Raw genomic sequence first — 18,536 nt, forward strand, 5'->3', positions numbered from 1 at the left:
GATCTGGTTGATCGGCCAGTTCCACGGCGTGATCATCGCGACAACCCCGATCGGCTCGTGCTTGATGCAGGTGGTCCCCTGCATGTAGTCGAAAGCAAAGGTCTCGAAGGCCTTGAGCGTCTGTTCGAAATGGGTAGCGCCGATGCCGGCCTGCTCGGCCCGGGCCATGGCGAGGGGCGCGCCCATTTCCCGCGAGATAATGTCGCCGAGCTCGTCATTGCGGCGCTTCAGGATCGTTACAATGCGCGTCAGCAGTTCGACGCGCTCTTCCTTGGAAGTCCGCGAGAAGGAGTCAAAGGCTCGCCGCGCGGCCGCGACCGCCTTTTCCGCGTCGGGGGCACTGCCGAGTGCGATCGTGCCCATCGGCTGCTCGGTCGAGGGATCGATGACCTCAAGTGTTTTCGAAACCGAGGGCTCGCTCCACTCACCGTCGATATAGAACCTGTGGGCGTGTTTCATTGGTGGCTCCCATGTGTGGTTTGGTCTGCCGTCCCTGCTGAATGAAACACGCGATTCGCACCGCCCTGTCGGACAGCTTGTATTTGCGTAGAGGGTGATCGCAGACCTTCAACGGCGACCGGGTGGCGCATTGACCGAAGCTGAACCGAACACAGCGCTAATTGTAAATCTCGGCAAGATCGCTTAGATCCCAATTCCCGCCAGACAAGACCGCACACACTTTCTCATCTGGCTTCAGGTGTATGCTGCCTGCCAACAGGGCTCCTATTCCGATGGAAGCGGCTGGTTCCGCGATCAATTTTGCATCCTTGGCAAGAGCGCGCATTCCGACAATGATGTGTTCGTCTTCAACAAGAACAATCTCGTCGACATACTTTTCGATAATCGGGTACGGATTTTGCCCCGGAACACTTATTCTCAAGCCATCAGCAATCGTATTCTTTAACGGAAGCGTTGTGCGCTCCTTGTTTTTGCGGCTGTGAAAATATTTCGGCGTCAAGGCAGGCTCTGCCCCGATAACGCGCACCGATGGTTTCGATTCCTTTATTGCGGTAGCGATTCCCGATATCAGACCGCCGCCGCCTACGGGAACGATGACGGTATCCACATCGTCCAGATCCTGCAGTATTTCACAACCGATCGTTCCCTGACCGGCCATTACGATGGGGTCCTCAAAGGCGTGAACAGCCGCGTAGCTGTTTTCTTCGGCGATTTCGTACACCCTTTGCCATCTGGCGGCGGTATCGCCGTCGAAAAGAATAACCTCCGCCCCGAGAGCTTTCGTGTTTTCGATTTTGATCTTGGGTGTGGTGACCGGAAGGACCAAAATCGCTTTTACACCCAGCATCCTGGCGGCATAAGCAAGCCCTTGGGCATGGTTGCCCGACGAGGTCGCGATGATCCCGTTTGCAATCTCTTCTCGGGAGAGCGAGAGAGCCTTGTTCAGGGCGCCGCGGATCTTGAACGCGCCAGTAATCTGCAGGGTTTCCGCCTTGAGATAGAGCTGACAACCAACTGCTTTCTCGATCTTGTCCGCACGCAATAGGGGCGTGTGTCTGACGTGCGGTTTTAGCCGCTCTTGAGCTTCACGGATGTCGTCAATGGTGGGGTAATTGCGCATGGTCATTGCTCGAAAAACTGAAAGAAGGTCCCGACGTTATTGGCTATGGCGTTATGATAAATTTTGCTGGCCGTCGTGTTGTCTTGGATGGCCATCCCCGTGGAGTCGAAAATCGTGATTTCGTCATCACTTTCTCGCCCAGGTTTCCTTCCGAGCAGTATCTCGCCGATTTCACCATGAATGTCGTCTTTGGTGATGATATTTTTGTTCAGGGGATGCCAAGTTTCCCCCTTCTCGGTGCACTGCGCAATCGAGTCGACGACCAGCTTAGCGTTCCTGAATATCTCTGGATCCAATTCTTGTTTGCCTTGTTGATCAGTGCCGATCGCAACAATATGCGTGCCGGGCCTGATCCAATCCGCTTCCACAAGCGAACCTTTTCCGCGGGTCGTTGTAACAAGGATATCGGCCTGGCGAACGGCATCCTCTTTGGATTTCGCCACTGTGACAGGAATGCCAAGCTCGCTTTCAATATCCGTCTTGTACTTGAAGAGCGTGTCCGGATTATTATCCCAGGCGTGGAGCTCCTCGATCTTCATGATCTCGTTGATCGAGCGGATCTGCATTCTTGCTTGATTGCCAGTGCCGATCGATGCGACCACCGTGGCGTTCTTCCTCGCCAGTGCTTTGACTGAGACGGCTCCAGAGGCCCCCGTTCTGAGACCAAGAATCAAGCTTCCGTCCATAACGCAGATCAAGGCACCGCTCCTGGCGTCGAACAGGGAAATTGTCGCCATGCCATTTGGCACTCCGTGTGCAGTCGGGTTATCAATGAACCCGCCGGAAGAGGCTTTCATCGAAATAATTTCATTGGCTTTGTAGTAGCCGAGCTTAAAGTCGATTTCCCCACGAGGCGACGGGAGATCTATCCCCATATAGTCAGGTTGTTCCACCTGATCACTGCTAAAGGCCTTATACGCCTCTTCCACGGCAGCGATGACTTCCGTCACGCTGATCAGCCGACTGACCTCGTCCTTTTTAAGCAGCAGCGTTTTCATGCACCAGCTCTCTATTTCTTGAGTCAACGAACGCTTCGATCATCCCGCCTAATTCCGCGATCATCATAATCGCCGAGCGCTGGTTTTATTGGCCGCGTGCGCGGCGACCTCAAGCAGATTGTTTTATATTGCACTCAGCTTTGGGCAGAGAGTGCGGCGCCTTTCGTACTTAGGTGTGACTATTGCGAATTCGGCCAGCAGGCGTCCGAACGATGCGCGGGAAACTATGCGAGGAATCGATGAGCCTTTTCGAGGCGCAGGGTCCGATCCACTCACCGTCGAAATAGAACTTGTGAGCATGTTTCATTGGTGGCTCCTATGGATTGTGTCCTGCGCGCCATCGACGTCGCGTTCTAGGAAACCGGCGACAGCGACGATGGCTGCATCCGTGTGCGGCCAAGCGGCTAGCTCGTCCAGCGTCACCGGTTTTATGGGCGGCCGCAGCCGATAGTAGCCGGCCTCGCCGGGCGACTGGCCACGGCATTGCGCCAGCAGTTCGACCGCGGTCAGTCCGCACAGCCGCCCCTGACATGGTCCCATTCCGCATCGTGTGAACGCCTTCATTTGGTTCGGGCCGGGCACGCCGAGCGCCGCAATCTCACGCAGCTTGCCGGCTGTAATTTCCTCGCAGCGGCAGACAATGGTGCCGCCGTCTTCCGGCACGCGAAACGTCTTGTCCGGCCGGAATCGACGCTCGATGAACGTCCTGCCTCGGAGGGCACGAGCAAGCTTTCGCGCGAGTCGGTTCCGACGCTGTTGGTAGCAGCCTTGGCCGATGCGATTGAGCTTGAGCGCCGCACTTATGCCCGCGAGCTCTCCCTGCAGAGCTGCGGCAGCCGCCCCGACGATTCCTGCCGCATCACCCGCGATCGAAACGCTCTGAACCGAGCTTGCGCCGCAAAGGTCGACGGTCGGGCGGAAGGTGGCCAGGTGCTCGTCCCACCCGTAGTCGCACCCGGCTGCGAGCGCTAGATTGAGGTTCGGCGCGATCCCTTGGTGCAGAAGAAGCAGGTCGCCTTCAATTTGCAGGGATTTAACGCCGCGACGAACCTTTAAGGCGCTGAATTGTCGGGAACCTACTGCCTCGATCGCCGTCACGCTGCGGATGACATGGGCTCGACGGCGAACGTCCAAGAGGAGCTTCAGGCCCTTGACTGCATAGGGCGACGTGGCAAAGGCAAACATGTGAGGCAGGGCCCAGCGCCAGTTCTCCACCGGCGTGGTATCGACGACTGCCACCACGGACACGCCAGCCCGGAGAAGTTGGCTTGCCACTAAGTACAGCAGCGGCCCGGTTCCGGCGAGGATGGTCCGTCCGGACGGCACGAGACCTGACGACTTCATCAATATCTGCGCCGCTCCCGCCGTCATGACGCCCGGCATGGTCCACCCTGGGAACGGGAACGGGCGCTCGAGCGCGCCTGTTGCGAGGATCACCCGATGGGCGGCGATCGGTCGAGCAATTCCGCCGAGCGAAATCCCGACCTCGAGCGGATGCGCGCCGTCAAATACTTCTTCATCAGCAGGCCCGACGCTCCATACAGTCGCACGGGGGGCGTAGCTCAAGTTCCCTTGCCGAAACCGCTCGATGAGCGTCCGTCCGGCAGCGTAGTCCGGCCCCATGCCGGCAAGGTCGGCATCTGATGCATGCTCGACCGACCGATAAATCTGCCCGCCAGGGGATTCGTTTTCATCGGCGAGCAATACCGCGAGACCATGGATCGAGGCTTCGATGGCTGCCGAGAGGCCGGCAGGGCCCGCGCCAACGACGACGAGGTCATAGGCAGGCGCGAGATCGGTGGCAGACTGAATGTTTCTAATCATTCTTCCTGCCCCGGCATGGCGGCGCCATCCTGCGTCTCGATCCGCATTCCTTCCGCAACGGTGGTCATGCAACCCTGCCGGTTTGGCCGCCCATCGATTTTGACGAGGCACTCGAAGCACACTCCCATCATGCAGTAGGGACCACGGGCGGCGCCGGAAACCGGGCTGCGACGCGTGCTGCCATTTCCCGCGGCCAACAGTGCGGCGGCAACGCTGTCGCCCTCGCGGGCCCTGGTCGGCACGCCGTTGAATACGAATGGGACCGAACGCTCTTTTCTGTCAGACAGCCGCCGAAACATGAAACCTCCGGGAATGGAATGCGCAAAGATCATCAGAGAGCGCACCGGCTGAAATTTGCTGCGGCAGCACCAGCGCGTGGTTTGCCGCCAGTGTCACGCCGGAATGGCAGGCGCATGAAAACGCGCCTGGAAATGTCTCGGATTGCTCGTAAATCGGGTAACCGTCCGGGGTGACCACGCGGAACGCGGCCCAGACGCGCACCGCCTTGGCGTCCCTGAGCAAGGGGAAGGTGCGTAGGGCGCGCTCGGCCATAACTGCGGTTATCGATCCTCGGGGTCGCTGATGATCGATCGTCGCCTCCTTGCTCTCGCCGATCATTACAGAGCCCTCATCTGTCTGCCGCAGATGGCCGGTAGCATGGCTGAGAAAGGGCTTCAGTCGCTCGGTGACGATGATCTGGCCACGGCTGGGTGAGAGCGGAACGTTCAGCCCGACCATTGGAGCGAGGGCCGTGTTGCCGATGCCCGCTGCAAGCACGATCTTGCCGGCACCGAGCCTCCACCCGTCTCCGGCCAGTTCGAACGCGCCGGCGCGATGGCGGATCGCAGTAGTTTTTCGACCGGGCAGATAATGAACGCCGCGCTGCTGCGCTGCCTTGTGAAAGGCCGCGAACAGCCGCAGCGCGTTTGCGTGACCGTCGAGCGGGCTGAAAATTGCGCCTGCTACCGACTCGCCGATGAGAGGCAGGCGGCGGCGCGTCTCCGCTTGATCGAGTACCTCATATTCCAGCGGCGGCGTTCCCTCGGCGTCCATACCGGGTTGGCAGGCGAGCTTTGCCATCGATGCAATCCCGCGTTCCAGTTCCGTTGGCGTGAGCCGAATTGAGAAGCCGCCCGACTGGACAAAGCCGGTGTCAATGCCAGTGTCGGCCTTCAGCTCGGCTGCGAGCTGGTGCCAGTTCGCGGTCGAGGTTCGCGACCAGCGGGAGTAGGCCGCGTTCCCGAGCCCCTTGCTTGAGCTCCACACGAGTCCGAAATTAGCCCGGCCAGCCCGGTTTGCCAGATCGCTTCGTCGACGACTGCAACCCTTTCCCCGCACCTTGATAGACCCCAAGCAATCGATATGCCCACCAGCCCGCCGCCGATGACGATTACGTCGTATTCCATTCTGCTCGCTTCCCTCGGCGCGTCACCCCAAGGGCCGTCTGCTGGCTCCACGATCAGATTGCTCCGACTTTGACTTTCGAACCATCAAGAAGGCGCGAGAGGCGGAACGGGGTGGGGTCAACACATGGTGTATCATTGGCAACCAAGTCGGCCGCCAGACGGCCGATGCCCGGCCCGAGGCCGAAGCCATGGCCAGAGCAGCCCGCGGCCAGATAGAGACCTCTCATACCGTCGGCCGGGGAGATGACCGGCACCGCGTCCGGCGTGAAATCCACGTACGCCCCCCAACTGTCGGCAATTTCGGCGCCCGCCAATGCAGGAAATTGCTCCCTGACTCGGTCAAGAATGGCCGCGATGGTGCGGCGGCTCGGCGCAGGGTCCAGAACGCGGATCCGCTCGAAGGCCGTCGGTTTGCTCTTGTTCAAGCTTCCCAATGCCTCCGGACCCTGGAGGAAGGATTTGCCGATGCCGAACTGCACCGCTTTCAGACGCTTCATAAACATCGGCATGAACCAGCGGGCGTAGCGAATGCCTTGCGGGGTGATGTCGAGCATCGCCCTGCCGCTGATCGCAAGCGTGTAGCTGCCATCCAACCGGCGGGTCAACGCACACTCCGGTGTATAGATTGCCTCACCCAGATTCGCTGTGGGCTGCGTTCGAAGTGCCGTCTGGCGCACGCTTGCCTGTGGAAACAGAACTCCGTGCTGGCGACAAAACATCGAGGTCCAGGCACCGCCGGCACAAAGAACCGCTTGTGTGCGAATGGTCCCTTTTTCGGTGATGACCCCAGCGACGGCGCCATTGATGATATCAAGGGCCAGTGCAGCGCATTGCTGGTGGATCGTCGCTCCAAGTTTGCGGGCGCCGTTCGCGATCGTTGGCGCGGCGATAGCAGGCTCGCCCTTGCCGTCGTCGATTGAATGAACTCCTCCGAGCCATCGACGGCCGTTCGCTGGAATTGCGGTAGCCGCTTCCTTGGCGCTCAGCATCTTGGTGTTGACGTTGAATTGGCGGGCCGTATCACCCCATGCTTCCCATTCCGCCAGTTGCCGCGGATTGTCCGTAGCATAAAGCAGACCGCATCGACGGAAGCCGACGTCCTCTCCGATTTTGGACTCAAACTCACCCCATATCCGCAGGGCGACACCGGAGAGAGGCAGCTCGCGCTCATCCCGGTTCTGCTGGCGGCACCAACCCCAATTGCGGCTCGACTGCTCGCAGCCGACATGGCCCTTTTCGACCAAGGCTACAGACAATCCCCGCTCGGCAAGGAAGAAAGCAGCCGTTGCACCAATGATGCCGCCGCCGATGACGACGACATCAGCCTTGGCAGGAAGCTCTTGATTGTTCTGTATGCGTTTGACGATTGGAGACATTGGATTGACCTGAATTTATTTTTGGCGGCCGACCTACAGTAAGGTTTGCTGCCCCTCCGTCAGAAGCATCTTGGGCAATGACGGCTATCGCATCGACGTGAAACGACGGTTTGAGCAGGCCTGGAAGCACCAGGCCTTAGCGTCCGATGGGCAATACATGTCGATGATATCTTCGGCCCAGGGGATCTGGTTGCCGATGATATGGCCGATGGGCGGGGCCAGACTGATCAAAGATTGGTGCCATGGAATGTCCTCGAAGTGCGCTCAGGTGAAGCTACCAGAGGAGGGCAAGCAGCATGCATCAAATGAAAATGTAGGCGCGGCGGAACGTTCCGTGTCCGGCGGCACGACAGTCAAAACTGCCGAGCTTGATGAGGTAGATTACAGCGGTAGCACGGCAGATGCCGTGATCGAGCTCATGTATGGGTTGCGGACGAGCGCGCACAATCGAAAATTTGAGATCCTAGCCATGCCATCGGAAATTAATGAGTCCCCTGCGCTTGCCATGATCCATACGGTCCCCGGGATCATTCCCGCATTCAACGAACTCGTTGGTCTGCATCTGATCGGTTGGCGCTCATTCAACATGTTAGATGAGAGCCTGCTCGGGAACACCATTCGCGAAGGCGCGCTGTCACCTCAAACTATGCGGCGGCTTGCGACACACATTTGGTCGGCGGTGGATGCAGGAGCCTCGGCGGTGCTCGTCACCTGTTCTTCGCTCGGTCCTGCCGTGGATGCGGCAATGCCGCTCTGCCCCATACCCCTCTTCCGTATAGATGATGGCATGGCGATTGAGGCGATCCAGCGCGGGAACCGAATTGGTGTCCTTGCAACTCTGGCTACAACAATGAACCCGACAACCCGCCTAATTGAACGGCATGCTGAAAGGACAGGTCGTAGGATTTCTGTAACAGGTCGTCTTTGTGAAGGGGCGTTTGATAAATTGCGACACGGCGACAGGGCGGCGCACGACGCTATGGTACGGGAAGGCCTCGCTTCGCTCGTGGGCGATGTCGATGTGGTTGTTCTTGCTCAAGCATCAATGGCAAATGCTCTAAATGATACGCACCAGGCATCGTTGCCGGTCCTTACCAGCCCCGAGCTTGGCGTGCTGCACATATCCTGCGCACTAAAGGCGCGCTCCCGCGTTCAGGAAAGTGCGCACAGTTGATGTGAGCTTTCGGGAGGTTGTCCATTCGGAGCCGATGGAGCAGACTGGAGCTACCACACCTCGAGGTGGCGGTCGCCACCTGATCGGCTCGAGCATGCCTTTGGTTGTGCCCGTCGCCATCCCCTTCGCCCTGACGGAAGCCTGCTCCTACAGGATGCTCAAGCTAACCCGGAAAAACTTTGTCTTCGCGGTTCAGCAGTTCGAACCGGCCGTCTCGATGCTGTGCGAGCCTCATCGCAAAGCGGTGACAAAGAAGGCTTCGAGCCTCAGGTCGCGCGGGATCGGCTGAGAAAGGCAGTCCTGCAAGCCGCCTCATCGCCTGTGGCTCAGCGCCGACAATATGCCCGCACCAGTTCCGGATCCTGCTTGAGTCCGTCAAGCCAGGCCGGATCGAGGGTTGGTACCGACGAGAAGAGCAGCTGCGAATAGGGATGCTGCGGCGCCTTCACCTTGGCGGGCGTGATTTCTTCGACTTTTCGGCCACCATACATGACGACGATCTCGTCGCAGATTGCTTCGACCACCGACAGGTCGTGGCTGATGAAGATGTAGGAGAGGCCGAGTTCGCGCTGCAGTTCCTTGAGGAGATCGATGACGGCGGCAGCGACCACGGTATCGAGCGCCGAGGTGATCTCATCGCAGAGGATCAGCTTCGGGTCGGCGGCGAGCGCCCGGGCGAAGTTGACGCGCTGCTTCTGGCCGCCCGACAGTTCCCCCGGCCTGCGGTGGCGCAGATTGCGGGGAAGGCGCACCATGTCGAGGAGTTGGTCGATCCGGGCGTTTCGCGCCTGCCGATCCATGCGGTGGTAAAATACCAGTGGCCTGGCGAGGATGTCTTCGACGGATTTTGCCGGATTGAGCGCCGTATCGGCGTATTGGAAGACGATCTGCATCTCGCGCAACTGATCACGGGTGCGCTCGCGAGCACTGCGTCGCAGTTCCGTGCCATCGAAGACGATCTTGCCGACTGCCGCCGGCAGGATGCCGGCGATGGTGCGGGCGAGCGTCGACTTGCCGCAACCGGATTCTCCAATGATGCCGAGATTGCGACCTTTTTCTACCTTCAGGCTCACATGCTCGACGGCACGAACGATCGGAAGGCCGTCGGCTTGCCGCTGTCCATAGCCGGCGATGAGATCTTCAATCCTCAGAAGTGGGGCTGCCGCGCGCTCGACGGAGGCTGCCGCGGCGCGTGATTTCGGCTCGAAGGCTGCGAGCAGCTCTCTGGTATACGGGTGCTTCGCATTGTTCAGGATCTCTTCGGTCGTGCCGGTTTCCTGGGTTTCTCCGCCTTTGAGGACGACGATGCGGTCGGCGATCTGGGCGACGACGGCGAGGTCGTGCGAGACATAAACGCCCGATATGCCACCCTTTTTCATCACCGATTTGAAAGCGCGCAGAACTTCGATCTGGGTCGTTACGTCGAGCGCCGTCGTCGGCTCGTCGAAGATGACGAGAGTGGGATCCCCGATCAGCGCCATGGCGGCTGCCAGACGTTGCAGCTGCCCGCCGGAAACCTGGTGCGGGTACCGGCTGCCGATCGTCTCGGGTTCCGGGAGGGAAAGCGCCCGGAAAAGCTCGATTGCCCGGGCACGCGCATCTTCAGGCGACATCAGCTGATGAATGCGGGTGACCTCGATCACCTGGTCCATGATCGATGTGGCCGGGTTGAAAGCGGCGGCGGCCGATTGCGGCACATAGGCAACTTGCGTGCCGCGCACCTTGGCGCGCTGCTTTTCGCTGAGGGTGACCATGTCCTTGCCGCCGACCGAAACGCTGCCGCCGGAGATGCGGCAGCCCGCACGGGTATGGCCCATGAGCGTCAGGGCGATCGTCGTCTTGCCCGAGCCGCTCTCGCCGATCAGCGCAACGATCTCACCCTCGGCGATATCAAGGCTGACTCCTTTGATAATCTCGACGCGCCGGCCGGAATCGGTGGTGGCTTCGACCTTCAGGTCACGGATTTCGATGAAATTGCTCATGACGGGCTCCGGTCGCGAATCTTCTGCGGCAGGTTGTCGATCAGCAGGTTGACGCTGATCGTGAGGCTGGCGATGGCAAGTGAGGGGAACATCACCGCTGGCGCGCCGAATGGCAGGCCGCCAATATTCTCGCGCACGAGCGCTCCCCAGTCGGCATAGGGCGGCTGGACGCCAAGGCCCAGAAACGAAAGCCCGGAGAGCAGCAGAACGATGAAGACGAAGCGGATACCGAGATCGGCAAGCACCGGCCCGACGATGTTGGGCAGGATCTCCGAGCGAATGAGATAGAGGGTACTCTCGCCGCGAATGCGCGCGACGGTGATGAAATCCATCGCATTGATGTTGACGGCGAGCGCCCGGGCGAAGCGATAGGAGCCAGGGATGTAGATCACCGACAGCGTCAGGATCAGAACCGGGATCGAAGAGCCGACAGCGGCGACCACCACCAGACCGAAAAGCTTGCTCGGAATGGAATTCATGGCATCGAGGAAGCGGCTGAGGATCGTGTCGAGCCAACCGCCGACGACCGCAGCGATCATGCCGAGCACCACACCGCTGAAACAGGCGATCGTGACTGCCGCAAGCGAGATGCCGACCGTATAACGCGCGCCCATCAAAATCCGCGACAGCATATCTCGGCCGAGATAGTCGGAGCCGAACCAGAGCTCCCGACTCATCGGGCCGAAATAATCGAGATCGACAATTTCGCCGACGGGATAGGGGATAATCAACGGGGCGAAGATCGCGACGAGCGCCCAAGCGAGGATGACGGTCAGGCCGATCGCTCCGACAAGATTGAAGCGATAACCAAACCGGTTTCCGGGGAGCCGGTCGGAAGTGGTCTCGGAACTGGTCATGGTCATCGGAGCCTCGGATTGGAAAGGATGGCGACAATATCGGCGATGGTGATCAGGAGCAGATAGCCAAGGCAGAAGATCATTGCGCAGCTCTGGATCAGCGGCAGGTCGCGGGTGGCTACGGCATCCAGCATCAGCTTGGCGATGCCTGGATAGTTGAAAATGGTCTCGACGATGATGACGCCGCCGAGCAGATAGGACAGCGAAAGCGCAACGGCATTGACGATCGGGCCGAGTGCATTCGGCAGTGCATGGCGGAAGACGATGCGCGGCCTCGAGGCGCCCTTGAGCAGCGCCATCTCGACATAGGGTGTGTTGAGCGTCTCGATCACTGCTGCACGCGTCATCCGGATCATCTGGGCCGAGACGACGAAGGTGAGCGTGATCACCGGCATGGCATAGACGCGCAGCAGGTCGCTCAGGCTGTGGACCTCATTGGCCAGGGACAGCGCCGGCAGCCATTTCAGATAGACGGCGAAGATGAGCGCGGCGGAGGTCGCGACCATGAATTCCGGCACCGAGATGACGCCGATGGTGATTACGGTGACGATCCGGTCATAGACGGTGCCGCGCAGCATCGCCGCGGTGATCCCGAGCGTCAGCGCAATCGGCACGGAGAAAAGCGCGGTGACGCCGGCAAGTTTCAGCGTATTGACGAAACGGCCGGCAATCAGGGCGGCGACCGGCATTTCGTTAGCATAGGACGTGCCGAGATCGCCCTGCAAAAGGCCGACGACCCAGCGCAGGAACCGAAGGAGGGCCGGCTCGTCGAGATGCATGGCCTTGCGCAGGCCTTCGACGGCTTCCGGCGTGGCGGCCTGGCCGAGCAGGATCGACGCCGTATCGCCCGGCAGGAGCGTCGTCGCGAAGAAGACGGCGAAAGAGACGATCAGCAATGTGATCACCGCGACGAACAATCTGCTCAGTACAAGGGATAAGACCTGGTTGTTCACGGGTGGCTCCCCTTTGCGGTCTCGGTCGGTTTCGAAAGGACCGGGATTGAGCTGCAGCCCCGGTCCTTGTTTTTATCAGGCTTCAAGCCAGACGTATTCGGCGAAGGCATATCCCATCTGGCCGCCGAGCGGGTTGGGCTCCAGACCCTTGAGCTTGGCAGTGGTGGCGTCGACATTCGAGAGATAGGCCGGGATGATGGTGCCGGCTTCATTGGCAATCATTGCCTGCATCTCGTCGTAGATCGCCTTGCGCTTCTCCTGATCGAGGGAGCCGCGTGCTTCGATCAGCATTTTGTCGAATTTTTCCGACTTGTACTGGCTCTCGTTCCAGGGAGCCTGTGACGAATAGAGCAGTGAGAACAGGATGTCCGGCGTCGGACGCGGATTGATATTGCCGAAGTGGATCGGCGCCTTCAGCCAATAATTGTCCCAGTAGCCGTCGGAGGGAACCCGTTGAACATCGAGCTTGAGACCGATCTCGGCCCCTGACGCCTGGATGATCATCGCCATGTCGATGGAGGAGTTTGCCGCCTCGGAGGCGATCACGGGAATGGATTGACCGAGGACGCCAGCCTTGTCGAAGTGGAATTTCGCCTTGTCCGGATCGAAGGCGCGCGGCTTCAGGTCGGCGTTGCGGTAGAAGTTGGCGGGGGAAACCGGCTGGTCGTTGCCGATCTCGCCGAGACCGCGTAGCGCCGATTTGACGATCTGTTCGCGGTTGACGAGATACTTCATGCCCTCGATGAAGTCCCGCTTGTTGCCGGGTTCCATGTCCAGTCGCATGTTGAGGTTGGTATAGCTGCCGGAGGTCGTCTTCGACAGGACAAAGCCGTCACCCTGGGCTTCGACAAGGCGCATCGTGCGTGGATTGATCGTGGCTGCGAGGTGGATATCGCCGGAAAGCAGAGCGTTGACGCGGGCGTTATCGTCGCTGATGGCGAAGTATTCGAAGGAATCGACGTTAGGGCCGGATTTCCAGTAATTCTTGTTCTTGATCCCGACGGAACGAACGCCCGGCTCGAAAACTTCCCTGACGAAAGCGCCGGTCCCGTTGCCCTTGGTGAAATCGGTCGTGCCGTCGGCAACGATCATGAAGTGGTGCATCGACAGGATGGTCGGCAGGTCGGCATTCGGATCAGCAAGCGTGATCTCGACGGTCTGCTTGTCGACAGCCTTGAAGCCGGTCATCTGGGCGGCGATCTTCGCAACCTTCGAACCGACCGACGGGTCGAGATGGCGCTTCAGCGAAAAGACGACGTCTTCAGCCGTCAGCGGTTTGCCGTCATGGAAAGTGACGCCCTTCTTCAGCTTGACGGTCCAGGTCTTGGCATCCTTGGATTCGATCGCCTCAGCAAGCTCCATTTGCGGCGTGCCGCTCTTGTCGAGGAAAGTGAGGCGGTTATAGAAGGAACAGCAGCGGACATAGTCGGTGGAGAGCGACGCCTTGGCAGGGTCGAGCGTATCGGCGGTCGAGGATGACCAGCCGGCTGCCTTGAGCGCTCCGCCGGCAACGGGCGTCGCGGCCAGCGCCTTGCCGGCGCGGCCGAGCACAAGCCCGCCGGCGGACATGGCAACGCCGCCCGCGAGCATCATATGCAGCAATTCGCGACGGGTCGCACCGCGGCGGATGGCGGTTTCGATCATGGCGTCGTCGGATCTGGTCCAATTGGTGATCTTGTCGTTCATCTCATTCCCCTTTTCTTCTGTGACGGGCTGCCTTGCTGGACAGGCCCGATCCGGTTTTAAAAGTCAGACGCGCGGCGGCCACGGCCTCTGCAAGGCCTGCCATCGACGTGAAATGATAATCGGGTGTGGTGAACTCGGCCGGCTCGATCGTGCCGCCGTAGCCCTTCTGGGCATGCCGCCGCTCGATCCAGCAATTGACCAGCCCGAGTTTTCTGGACACCCCGATATCGTGATACTGGCTCTGGGCGACATGCAGGATATCATCCTTCGAATGCCCTTCCGAAGCGATGTAGGTGAAGACCTTTTCGAAGAAGGCCGGATCGGGTTTCTCGGTCCCCGTATCGTCGGCGGTGAAGGCCGCGTGGAATGGATTGCCGAGCTCCTTCTCGAAGAATTCGAATGCCCAGCGGCGGGCATTGGTCATTGCAATGAGCCGGTAATCTTTCGCGAGCTCTGCCAGTGCTGCGGCGCTGTCTGCAAAGCCTCTCCAGCTCCTTGCCGAGTCCCGCAGCCGTTCGCCGTATCGGCGATCGGCGGGCAGGCCGAGCTTCGGCGCGATCGCCAGGTAGACGCGCACGAGGTCGTCGGGATAGAGGTCGGCGTCGTCGGAGTAGCGGGCCTCGCGATAAAGGCTGAGCGCCCGCTCGCCATCGATTTCATTTCCCGTTTCGGCAGCGATCTGGGCAAGGCAGGCTTTCAGCCCGCCCTCGAAGTCGATGAGCGTGCCGACGACATCGAAGGTCATGTATTTGAATTCCGGAAGGCTCTTGCTCACGCGAATTCCCCAGTGTTCGGCTCCGGCAGGAGCGCGGTTTCTCAAAGAAGAATGTTCCGTTCCCGGCGGGATCGCTGTCCCGCTCTTATATGAAAAGCCCGCATTTGCCGTGGCCCGGGTCTTTCGTCCATTTCAGTTTGTCACCTGCGCTGCGCCGGATTCTCCGAAAAAGCGCCATGAAGCGGCAGAAAATACCGAATCTGACCGTTTGGCGGTATTCTCAGGCCCGCAGTGCCCGACGCACATCCGGGTCCTCCAGCGTCTCGTCAAGCGTCAAACGCGTGCGCTCGACGATCGCATCGATCTCGGTTTCGGTGCAGCATAGCGGCGGTGCGTAGCCAAGCACGCCATTGCCGAACGCGCGGATGACGAGGCCGTTCTCCCAGGCGCGGTCGAAGATCCGGCGGGCAGGTTCGGCTGACGCCGGCAGCGGCGTCTTGTTGGCTTTGTCCACCACGAGCTCGATGGCGGCGAGCATGCCGCGACCGCGGACGTCGCCGACGAGCGGGTGATCTCTCAGCGATCCCAGACCCCGCATCAGCCGCGCGCCGGCCTTGACGCCATTGTCGAGAAGGCCGTTTTCATAGAGCTTCAAGACTTCGAGGCCGACGGCGGCGCTGACGGGATGGGCCGAATAGGTGTAGCCATGACCAATCGCGGCGGCACCAGCCCCCTCGGCAATCGTTTCATAGACGTGATCGGCCATGAAGACGGCGCCCATTGGGACGTAACCGGAGGTGAGGCCCTTGGCGGTCGTCATCAAATCGGGCACGACCCCTTCTTCGCTGCAGGCAAAAAGCGGCCCGGTCCGGCCAAAGCCGGTAATCACCTCATCGGCGACAAAAAGGATGTCACGCTCGCGGCAGAATTCGCGCATCGCTTTAACCCATCCCTTTGGCGGCACAAGCACGCCGCCCGAACCCTGGATCGGTTCGACGTAGAAGGCGGCAACGCGTTCGGGTCCGATCGCTTCGACCTTGCTTTTCAGCGCGGCGAGCGAGGCCTCGATGATCGCCTGCGGACTATCGCCGACAGGGTTGCGATAGGCGTAGTGAGAGGGAATTTTATGCTGCCAGTCGAAAGGAAGGCCGAAGCCGGCATGAAAGGCCGGCAGGGCGGTCAGGCCCGCCCCTGCCGTCGAGGAGCCGTGATAGCCTTGTTCGACCGAAATGAATTGATCGCGCTCCGGCCGTCCTCGGGCATGCCAATAGTAGCGGATAAAGCGGATCGTGCTGTCCACCGCGTCGGAGCCTCCGAGCGTGAAATAGACATGGTTCAAATCGCCGGGCGCCCGGTCGGCAAGTTCGCCGGCGAGCCGGATCGCAGGTTCGCAGCCAAGTCCGAAATAGGCCGTGGCATAGGGAAGCTCCCGCATCTGCCGGGCCGCTGCCTCGACGATGCTCTCATGGCCATAACCGGCGTTGACGCACCAGAGACCGGCGAAACCGTCGATCAGCTGTTTGCCCGAGGCGTCTGTGACCGTCGCTCCCTTGGCTGAGGTGAGCACCCGCACGCCATGCTTTTCATGGCTGCGATAGGATGCGACGGGATGAATGAGGTGGGCGCGATCGAGTTCGATCAGTGAGTTGCTGTACATGGAGATCTCCGGATCAGCCGAGTGCCTGGCTGGCGAGGGCAAAGGTAATAGCGGTCCGGGCGGCGACGCCGCCGGCCGATGGCCTTCTCATGGCGATGCCACCGCCGACATGGGCGAGCCCCAGTGTGGTGAGCCATGGGGACAGTCCGGTCTCGGCAGTCGTGTCCACCCTGAGGAACCTTCCTGGCCGACCGGCAATGTGGTGTTCGATGAGTTTCTTGGCGTCCTCGATATCCGCGGCGACCACGGGTCCGATCACCTCGCCTCGGCCGAAGGGACGCAGGCATGCGAATCCCGAAATGTTGCCGTCGCGGCGAATGACGGCGAATTCGCCGACCCTTGCGAGGTAGGAGAGCAGCCCTTCGCGATCGGCGCCGAAGGCAATGCGGTCGAGCGCCATGATGGCCGGCAGATCGCCGGCTGTGGCGGCGTCCGTGCCGGCGGGCGCGCCGATTTCTCCGGCAAGGCCCTGGTGCTGGAGCACGGTCCCGGTTTCATGGAAGCCGAGCCTTTGGTAAAGCGGCAGGCCCGCCGTTGTCGCGACCAGCCGCAGCGGCCTGTCGCCTGCGATCCGCAAGGCAGCATCCATCAGCCTGCGGCCGAGGCCCCGGCCGCGCATGGTCTCGTCGACGATGACCATGTTGATGGTTGCGCAATCGTCTTTATACCGTGTGACGAGGACGGTGCCGACGACCCTGTCGTCCTCGATTGCGACCAATCCTTCGCTCAAGGCGAGCGCCATCTGCCAGTCTTCCGGCCGATGCGGCCAGCCCGCCTGTGTGGAGAGCGCAACGGCTGCTTCCAGATGGTTGGGGCCGAACGCGGCGATTTCGATCTGACGTGTTTGCATCGGGCCGTCCTTCATATCGTGCCCGCAAGTCTGCCGGAGCCCCGGCGGGCGGATCGTCTGAAGGCCGCGGTCGATGCAGTATCTTATAGCTTTGCGGCGACGGACCACCGCATCTTATGCTGGAGCCGATTTATATTCATTCTATCCGGATGCTGTCAGATCGCCTCGGCGTCAAATCGCTCCGTTCGCCGGGGCAGGTCAGTGCATCATCGCTAGCGCTGCCGCAAAGAAGTCGTCGCCACCGAAGTTTCCTGATTTCAAAGCCAGAAGCATGTCGCCCTTCTGATTGCCGACCGTACGCAGCACCGGCACGCCCGGAGCAATCTCGGGGCCGATCAGAAATGCCGGGATGGCGAGCCTGTCGACGGCGGCTCCGGAGGTTTCGCCGCCGGCGACCACGAGGCGCCGCACGCCTCTTTCAACCAGTTCGGCCGCGATGATCGATGTCGCGGTCTCGATCGCGTGGCCCGAGGCCTCTCGCCCATATTGCGATTGCAGCCGGGATACGGTCTCCGGCGCCGAACTCGCGGCGACGATAACGGGACCGGCGGAAATGCGGTCTCCAGCCCAGGAAATCGCCGCGGCGATCTCATCCGGGCCTGATATCAGCCGCTCCGGATCAAGCCGCAGCACCGGCATCGACCGTTCGGCGACCTCGAGCTGGCGTAGCGTCGCCTTCGAACAGCTGCCGGCAATGATCGCCGAAAGGCCGCCCACAGGCCTAATGACGTCTTCAGCTGTTGCGCTGCCGGATATGCGGCCGGAACGGACGAGCGCCCGGGCAAGGCCGAGGCCAAGACCGGACGCACCGGTGGATACCGACGCTTCGAGCGCGAGCTCGCCGAGCGTTTCCAGATCCCTTTCGAAAATCGCGTCGGCGATAGCCATGGTCACGCCTGTCGTGCGCAACGCATCGAGACGAGCCCTTACGGCGGCAGGGCCGGCCGCTATGGCTGCCAGATCGATCAGGCCGACGGCGCCGCGCGATTGGCGGGTGAGAACCCGCACGAGATTGGCGTCGTGCATCGGGTTCAGGGGGTGGTCTTTGAGCGGGCTTTCGTTCAATGGCTGGCCGCCGACGAAGAGATGGCCGAGATAGACGGTACGCCCCGTTTCCGGAAAGGCTGGTGTAACCAGCACGCTGCCGCCGCCGGCAGCATCGCACAAGGCCTCGGTGACGGGTCCGATATTGCCGGCATCGGTGGAATCGAAAGTCGAGCAGATCTTGTAAAGCACGTGGCCCGCGCCCCGCTGGCGCAGCCATCGCTCAGCTTCGGTAGCAGCTGTGACGGCCTCCGGGGCCGGGACCGAGCGGATTTTCAGGGAGACGACAACGGCATCCACGTTGGGCAGTGCCAGCGATGGATCAGGGATGCCAACCGTCTGCACCGTGCGCAGACCGTTCTTCGTCAGCGTATTGGCGAGGTCGGAGGCGCCCGTGTAGTCGTCAGCGATTGATCCGAGAGAAATAGCCATCGT

At 60.8% G+C, this 18,536-nt stretch carries 15 protein-coding genes and 1 pseudogene; 1 reads left to right on the top strand and 15 read right to left on the bottom strand.

Annotated elements, in window-relative coordinates; translation table 11 throughout:
* The 7 genes and pseudogenes from GA0061105_RS29655 to GA0061105_RS29685 all read right to left on the bottom strand — a co-directional run.
* The coding region (locus GA0061105_RS29655) for an aldehyde dehydrogenase family protein (RefSeq protein WP_141130250.1) at positions 1-459 on the bottom strand (459 nt) is incomplete at its 3' end.
* A gap of 157 nt (positions 460-616) precedes the next feature.
* A complete protein-coding gene (locus tag GA0061105_RS29660) occupies positions 617-1,585 on the bottom strand; it encodes a threonine/serine dehydratase family protein (protein WP_208601713.1) in 969 nt (322 codons plus the stop codon).
* Positions 1,582-2,577: an ornithine cyclodeaminase family protein gene (locus GA0061105_RS29665; RefSeq protein WP_092754723.1), complete on the bottom strand. Its 996-nt coding sequence runs from the start codon at positions 2,575-2,577 to the stop codon at positions 1,582-1,584. The genes GA0061105_RS29660 and GA0061105_RS29665 overlap by 4 nt, the downstream gene beginning before the upstream one ends.
* 303 nt (positions 2,578-2,880) lie before the next feature.
* A complete protein-coding gene (locus tag GA0061105_RS29670) occupies positions 2,881-4,401 on the bottom strand; it encodes an NAD(P)/FAD-dependent oxidoreductase (protein ID WP_092754726.1) in 1,521 nt (506 codons plus the stop codon).
* A complete protein-coding gene (locus GA0061105_RS29675; protein ID WP_064693150.1) occupies positions 4,398-4,700 on the bottom strand; it encodes a (2Fe-2S)-binding protein in 303 nt (100 codons plus the stop codon). Before GA0061105_RS29675 ends, GA0061105_RS29670 begins: the two co-directional genes overlap by 4 nt.
* Positions 4,681-5,807, bottom strand: a pseudogene (locus tag GA0061105_RS29680) (NAD(P)/FAD-dependent oxidoreductase). Before GA0061105_RS29680 ends, GA0061105_RS29675 begins: the two are co-directional and overlap by 20 nt.
* A gap of 53 nt (positions 5,808-5,860) precedes the next feature.
* Positions 5,861-7,183 (bottom strand): NAD(P)/FAD-dependent oxidoreductase, encoded by a 1,323-nt coding sequence (locus GA0061105_RS29685; RefSeq protein WP_092754729.1) that lies wholly within the window; start codon positions 7,181-7,183, stop codon positions 5,861-5,863.
* A 469-nt stretch (positions 7,184-7,652) separates the two neighbouring features.
* Between GA0061105_RS29685 and GA0061105_RS29690 the strand changes: the two genes are divergently transcribed.
* A complete protein-coding gene (locus GA0061105_RS29690) occupies positions 7,653-8,357 on the top strand; it encodes an aspartate/glutamate racemase family protein (protein WP_092754785.1) in 705 nt (234 codons plus the stop codon).
* 326 nt (positions 8,358-8,683) lie between these two features.
* Here GA0061105_RS29690 and GA0061105_RS29700 read toward each other — a convergent pair whose 3' ends face one another.
* The 8 genes from GA0061105_RS29700 to otnK form a co-directional block, all read right to left on the bottom strand.
* Positions 8,684-10,339, bottom strand: a complete 1,656-nt coding sequence (locus GA0061105_RS29700) for an ABC transporter ATP-binding protein (protein WP_092754734.1) — start codon at positions 10,337-10,339, stop codon at positions 8,684-8,686.
* On the bottom strand, positions 10,336-11,202 hold the full coding sequence (locus tag GA0061105_RS29705) for an ABC transporter permease (RefSeq protein ID WP_064693147.1): 867 nt from the start codon (positions 11,200-11,202) through the stop codon (positions 10,336-10,338). Before GA0061105_RS29705 ends, GA0061105_RS29700 begins: the two co-directional genes overlap by 4 nt.
* Positions 11,199-12,149 carry an ABC transporter permease gene (locus GA0061105_RS29710; RefSeq protein ID WP_064693146.1) on the bottom strand — a complete coding sequence of 317 codons (951 nt, stop codon included), beginning with the start codon at positions 12,147-12,149 and terminating at the stop codon, positions 11,199-11,201. The genes GA0061105_RS29705 and GA0061105_RS29710 overlap by 4 nt, the downstream gene beginning before the upstream one ends.
* Positions 12,150-12,224: 75 nt before the next feature.
* Positions 12,225-13,835, bottom strand: coding sequence for an ABC transporter substrate-binding protein (locus GA0061105_RS29715; protein ID WP_092754737.1), 1,611 nt, complete (start codon positions 13,833-13,835; stop codon positions 12,225-12,227).
* A 1-nt stretch (position 13,836) separates the two neighbouring features.
* Positions 13,837-14,610: an HAD-IA family hydrolase gene (locus GA0061105_RS29720; RefSeq protein ID WP_092754740.1), complete on the bottom strand. Its 774-nt coding sequence runs from the start codon at positions 14,608-14,610 to the stop codon at positions 13,837-13,839.
* A 220-nt stretch (positions 14,611-14,830) separates the two neighbouring features.
* Positions 14,831-16,207, bottom strand: a complete 1,377-nt coding sequence (locus GA0061105_RS29725; protein ID WP_092754743.1) for an aspartate aminotransferase family protein — start codon at positions 16,205-16,207, stop codon at positions 14,831-14,833.
* Positions 16,208-16,220: 13 nt separating this feature from the next.
* Entirely contained in the window at positions 16,221-17,057 is an 837-nt protein-coding gene (locus tag GA0061105_RS29730; protein ID WP_092754788.1) for a GNAT family N-acetyltransferase, read from the bottom strand.
* Positions 17,058-17,255: 198 nt separating this feature from the next.
* On the bottom strand, positions 17,256-18,533 hold the full coding sequence (gene otnK, locus GA0061105_RS29735; protein WP_092754746.1) for a 3-oxo-tetronate kinase: 1,278 nt from the start codon (positions 18,531-18,533) through the stop codon (positions 17,256-17,258).
* Positions 18,534-18,536 lie beyond the last annotated feature (3 nt).

The sequence above is a fragment of the Rhizobium aethiopicum genome, assembly GCF_900094625.1.
Classification (GTDB): Bacteria; Pseudomonadota; Alphaproteobacteria; order Rhizobiales; family Rhizobiaceae; genus Rhizobium; species Rhizobium aethiopicum.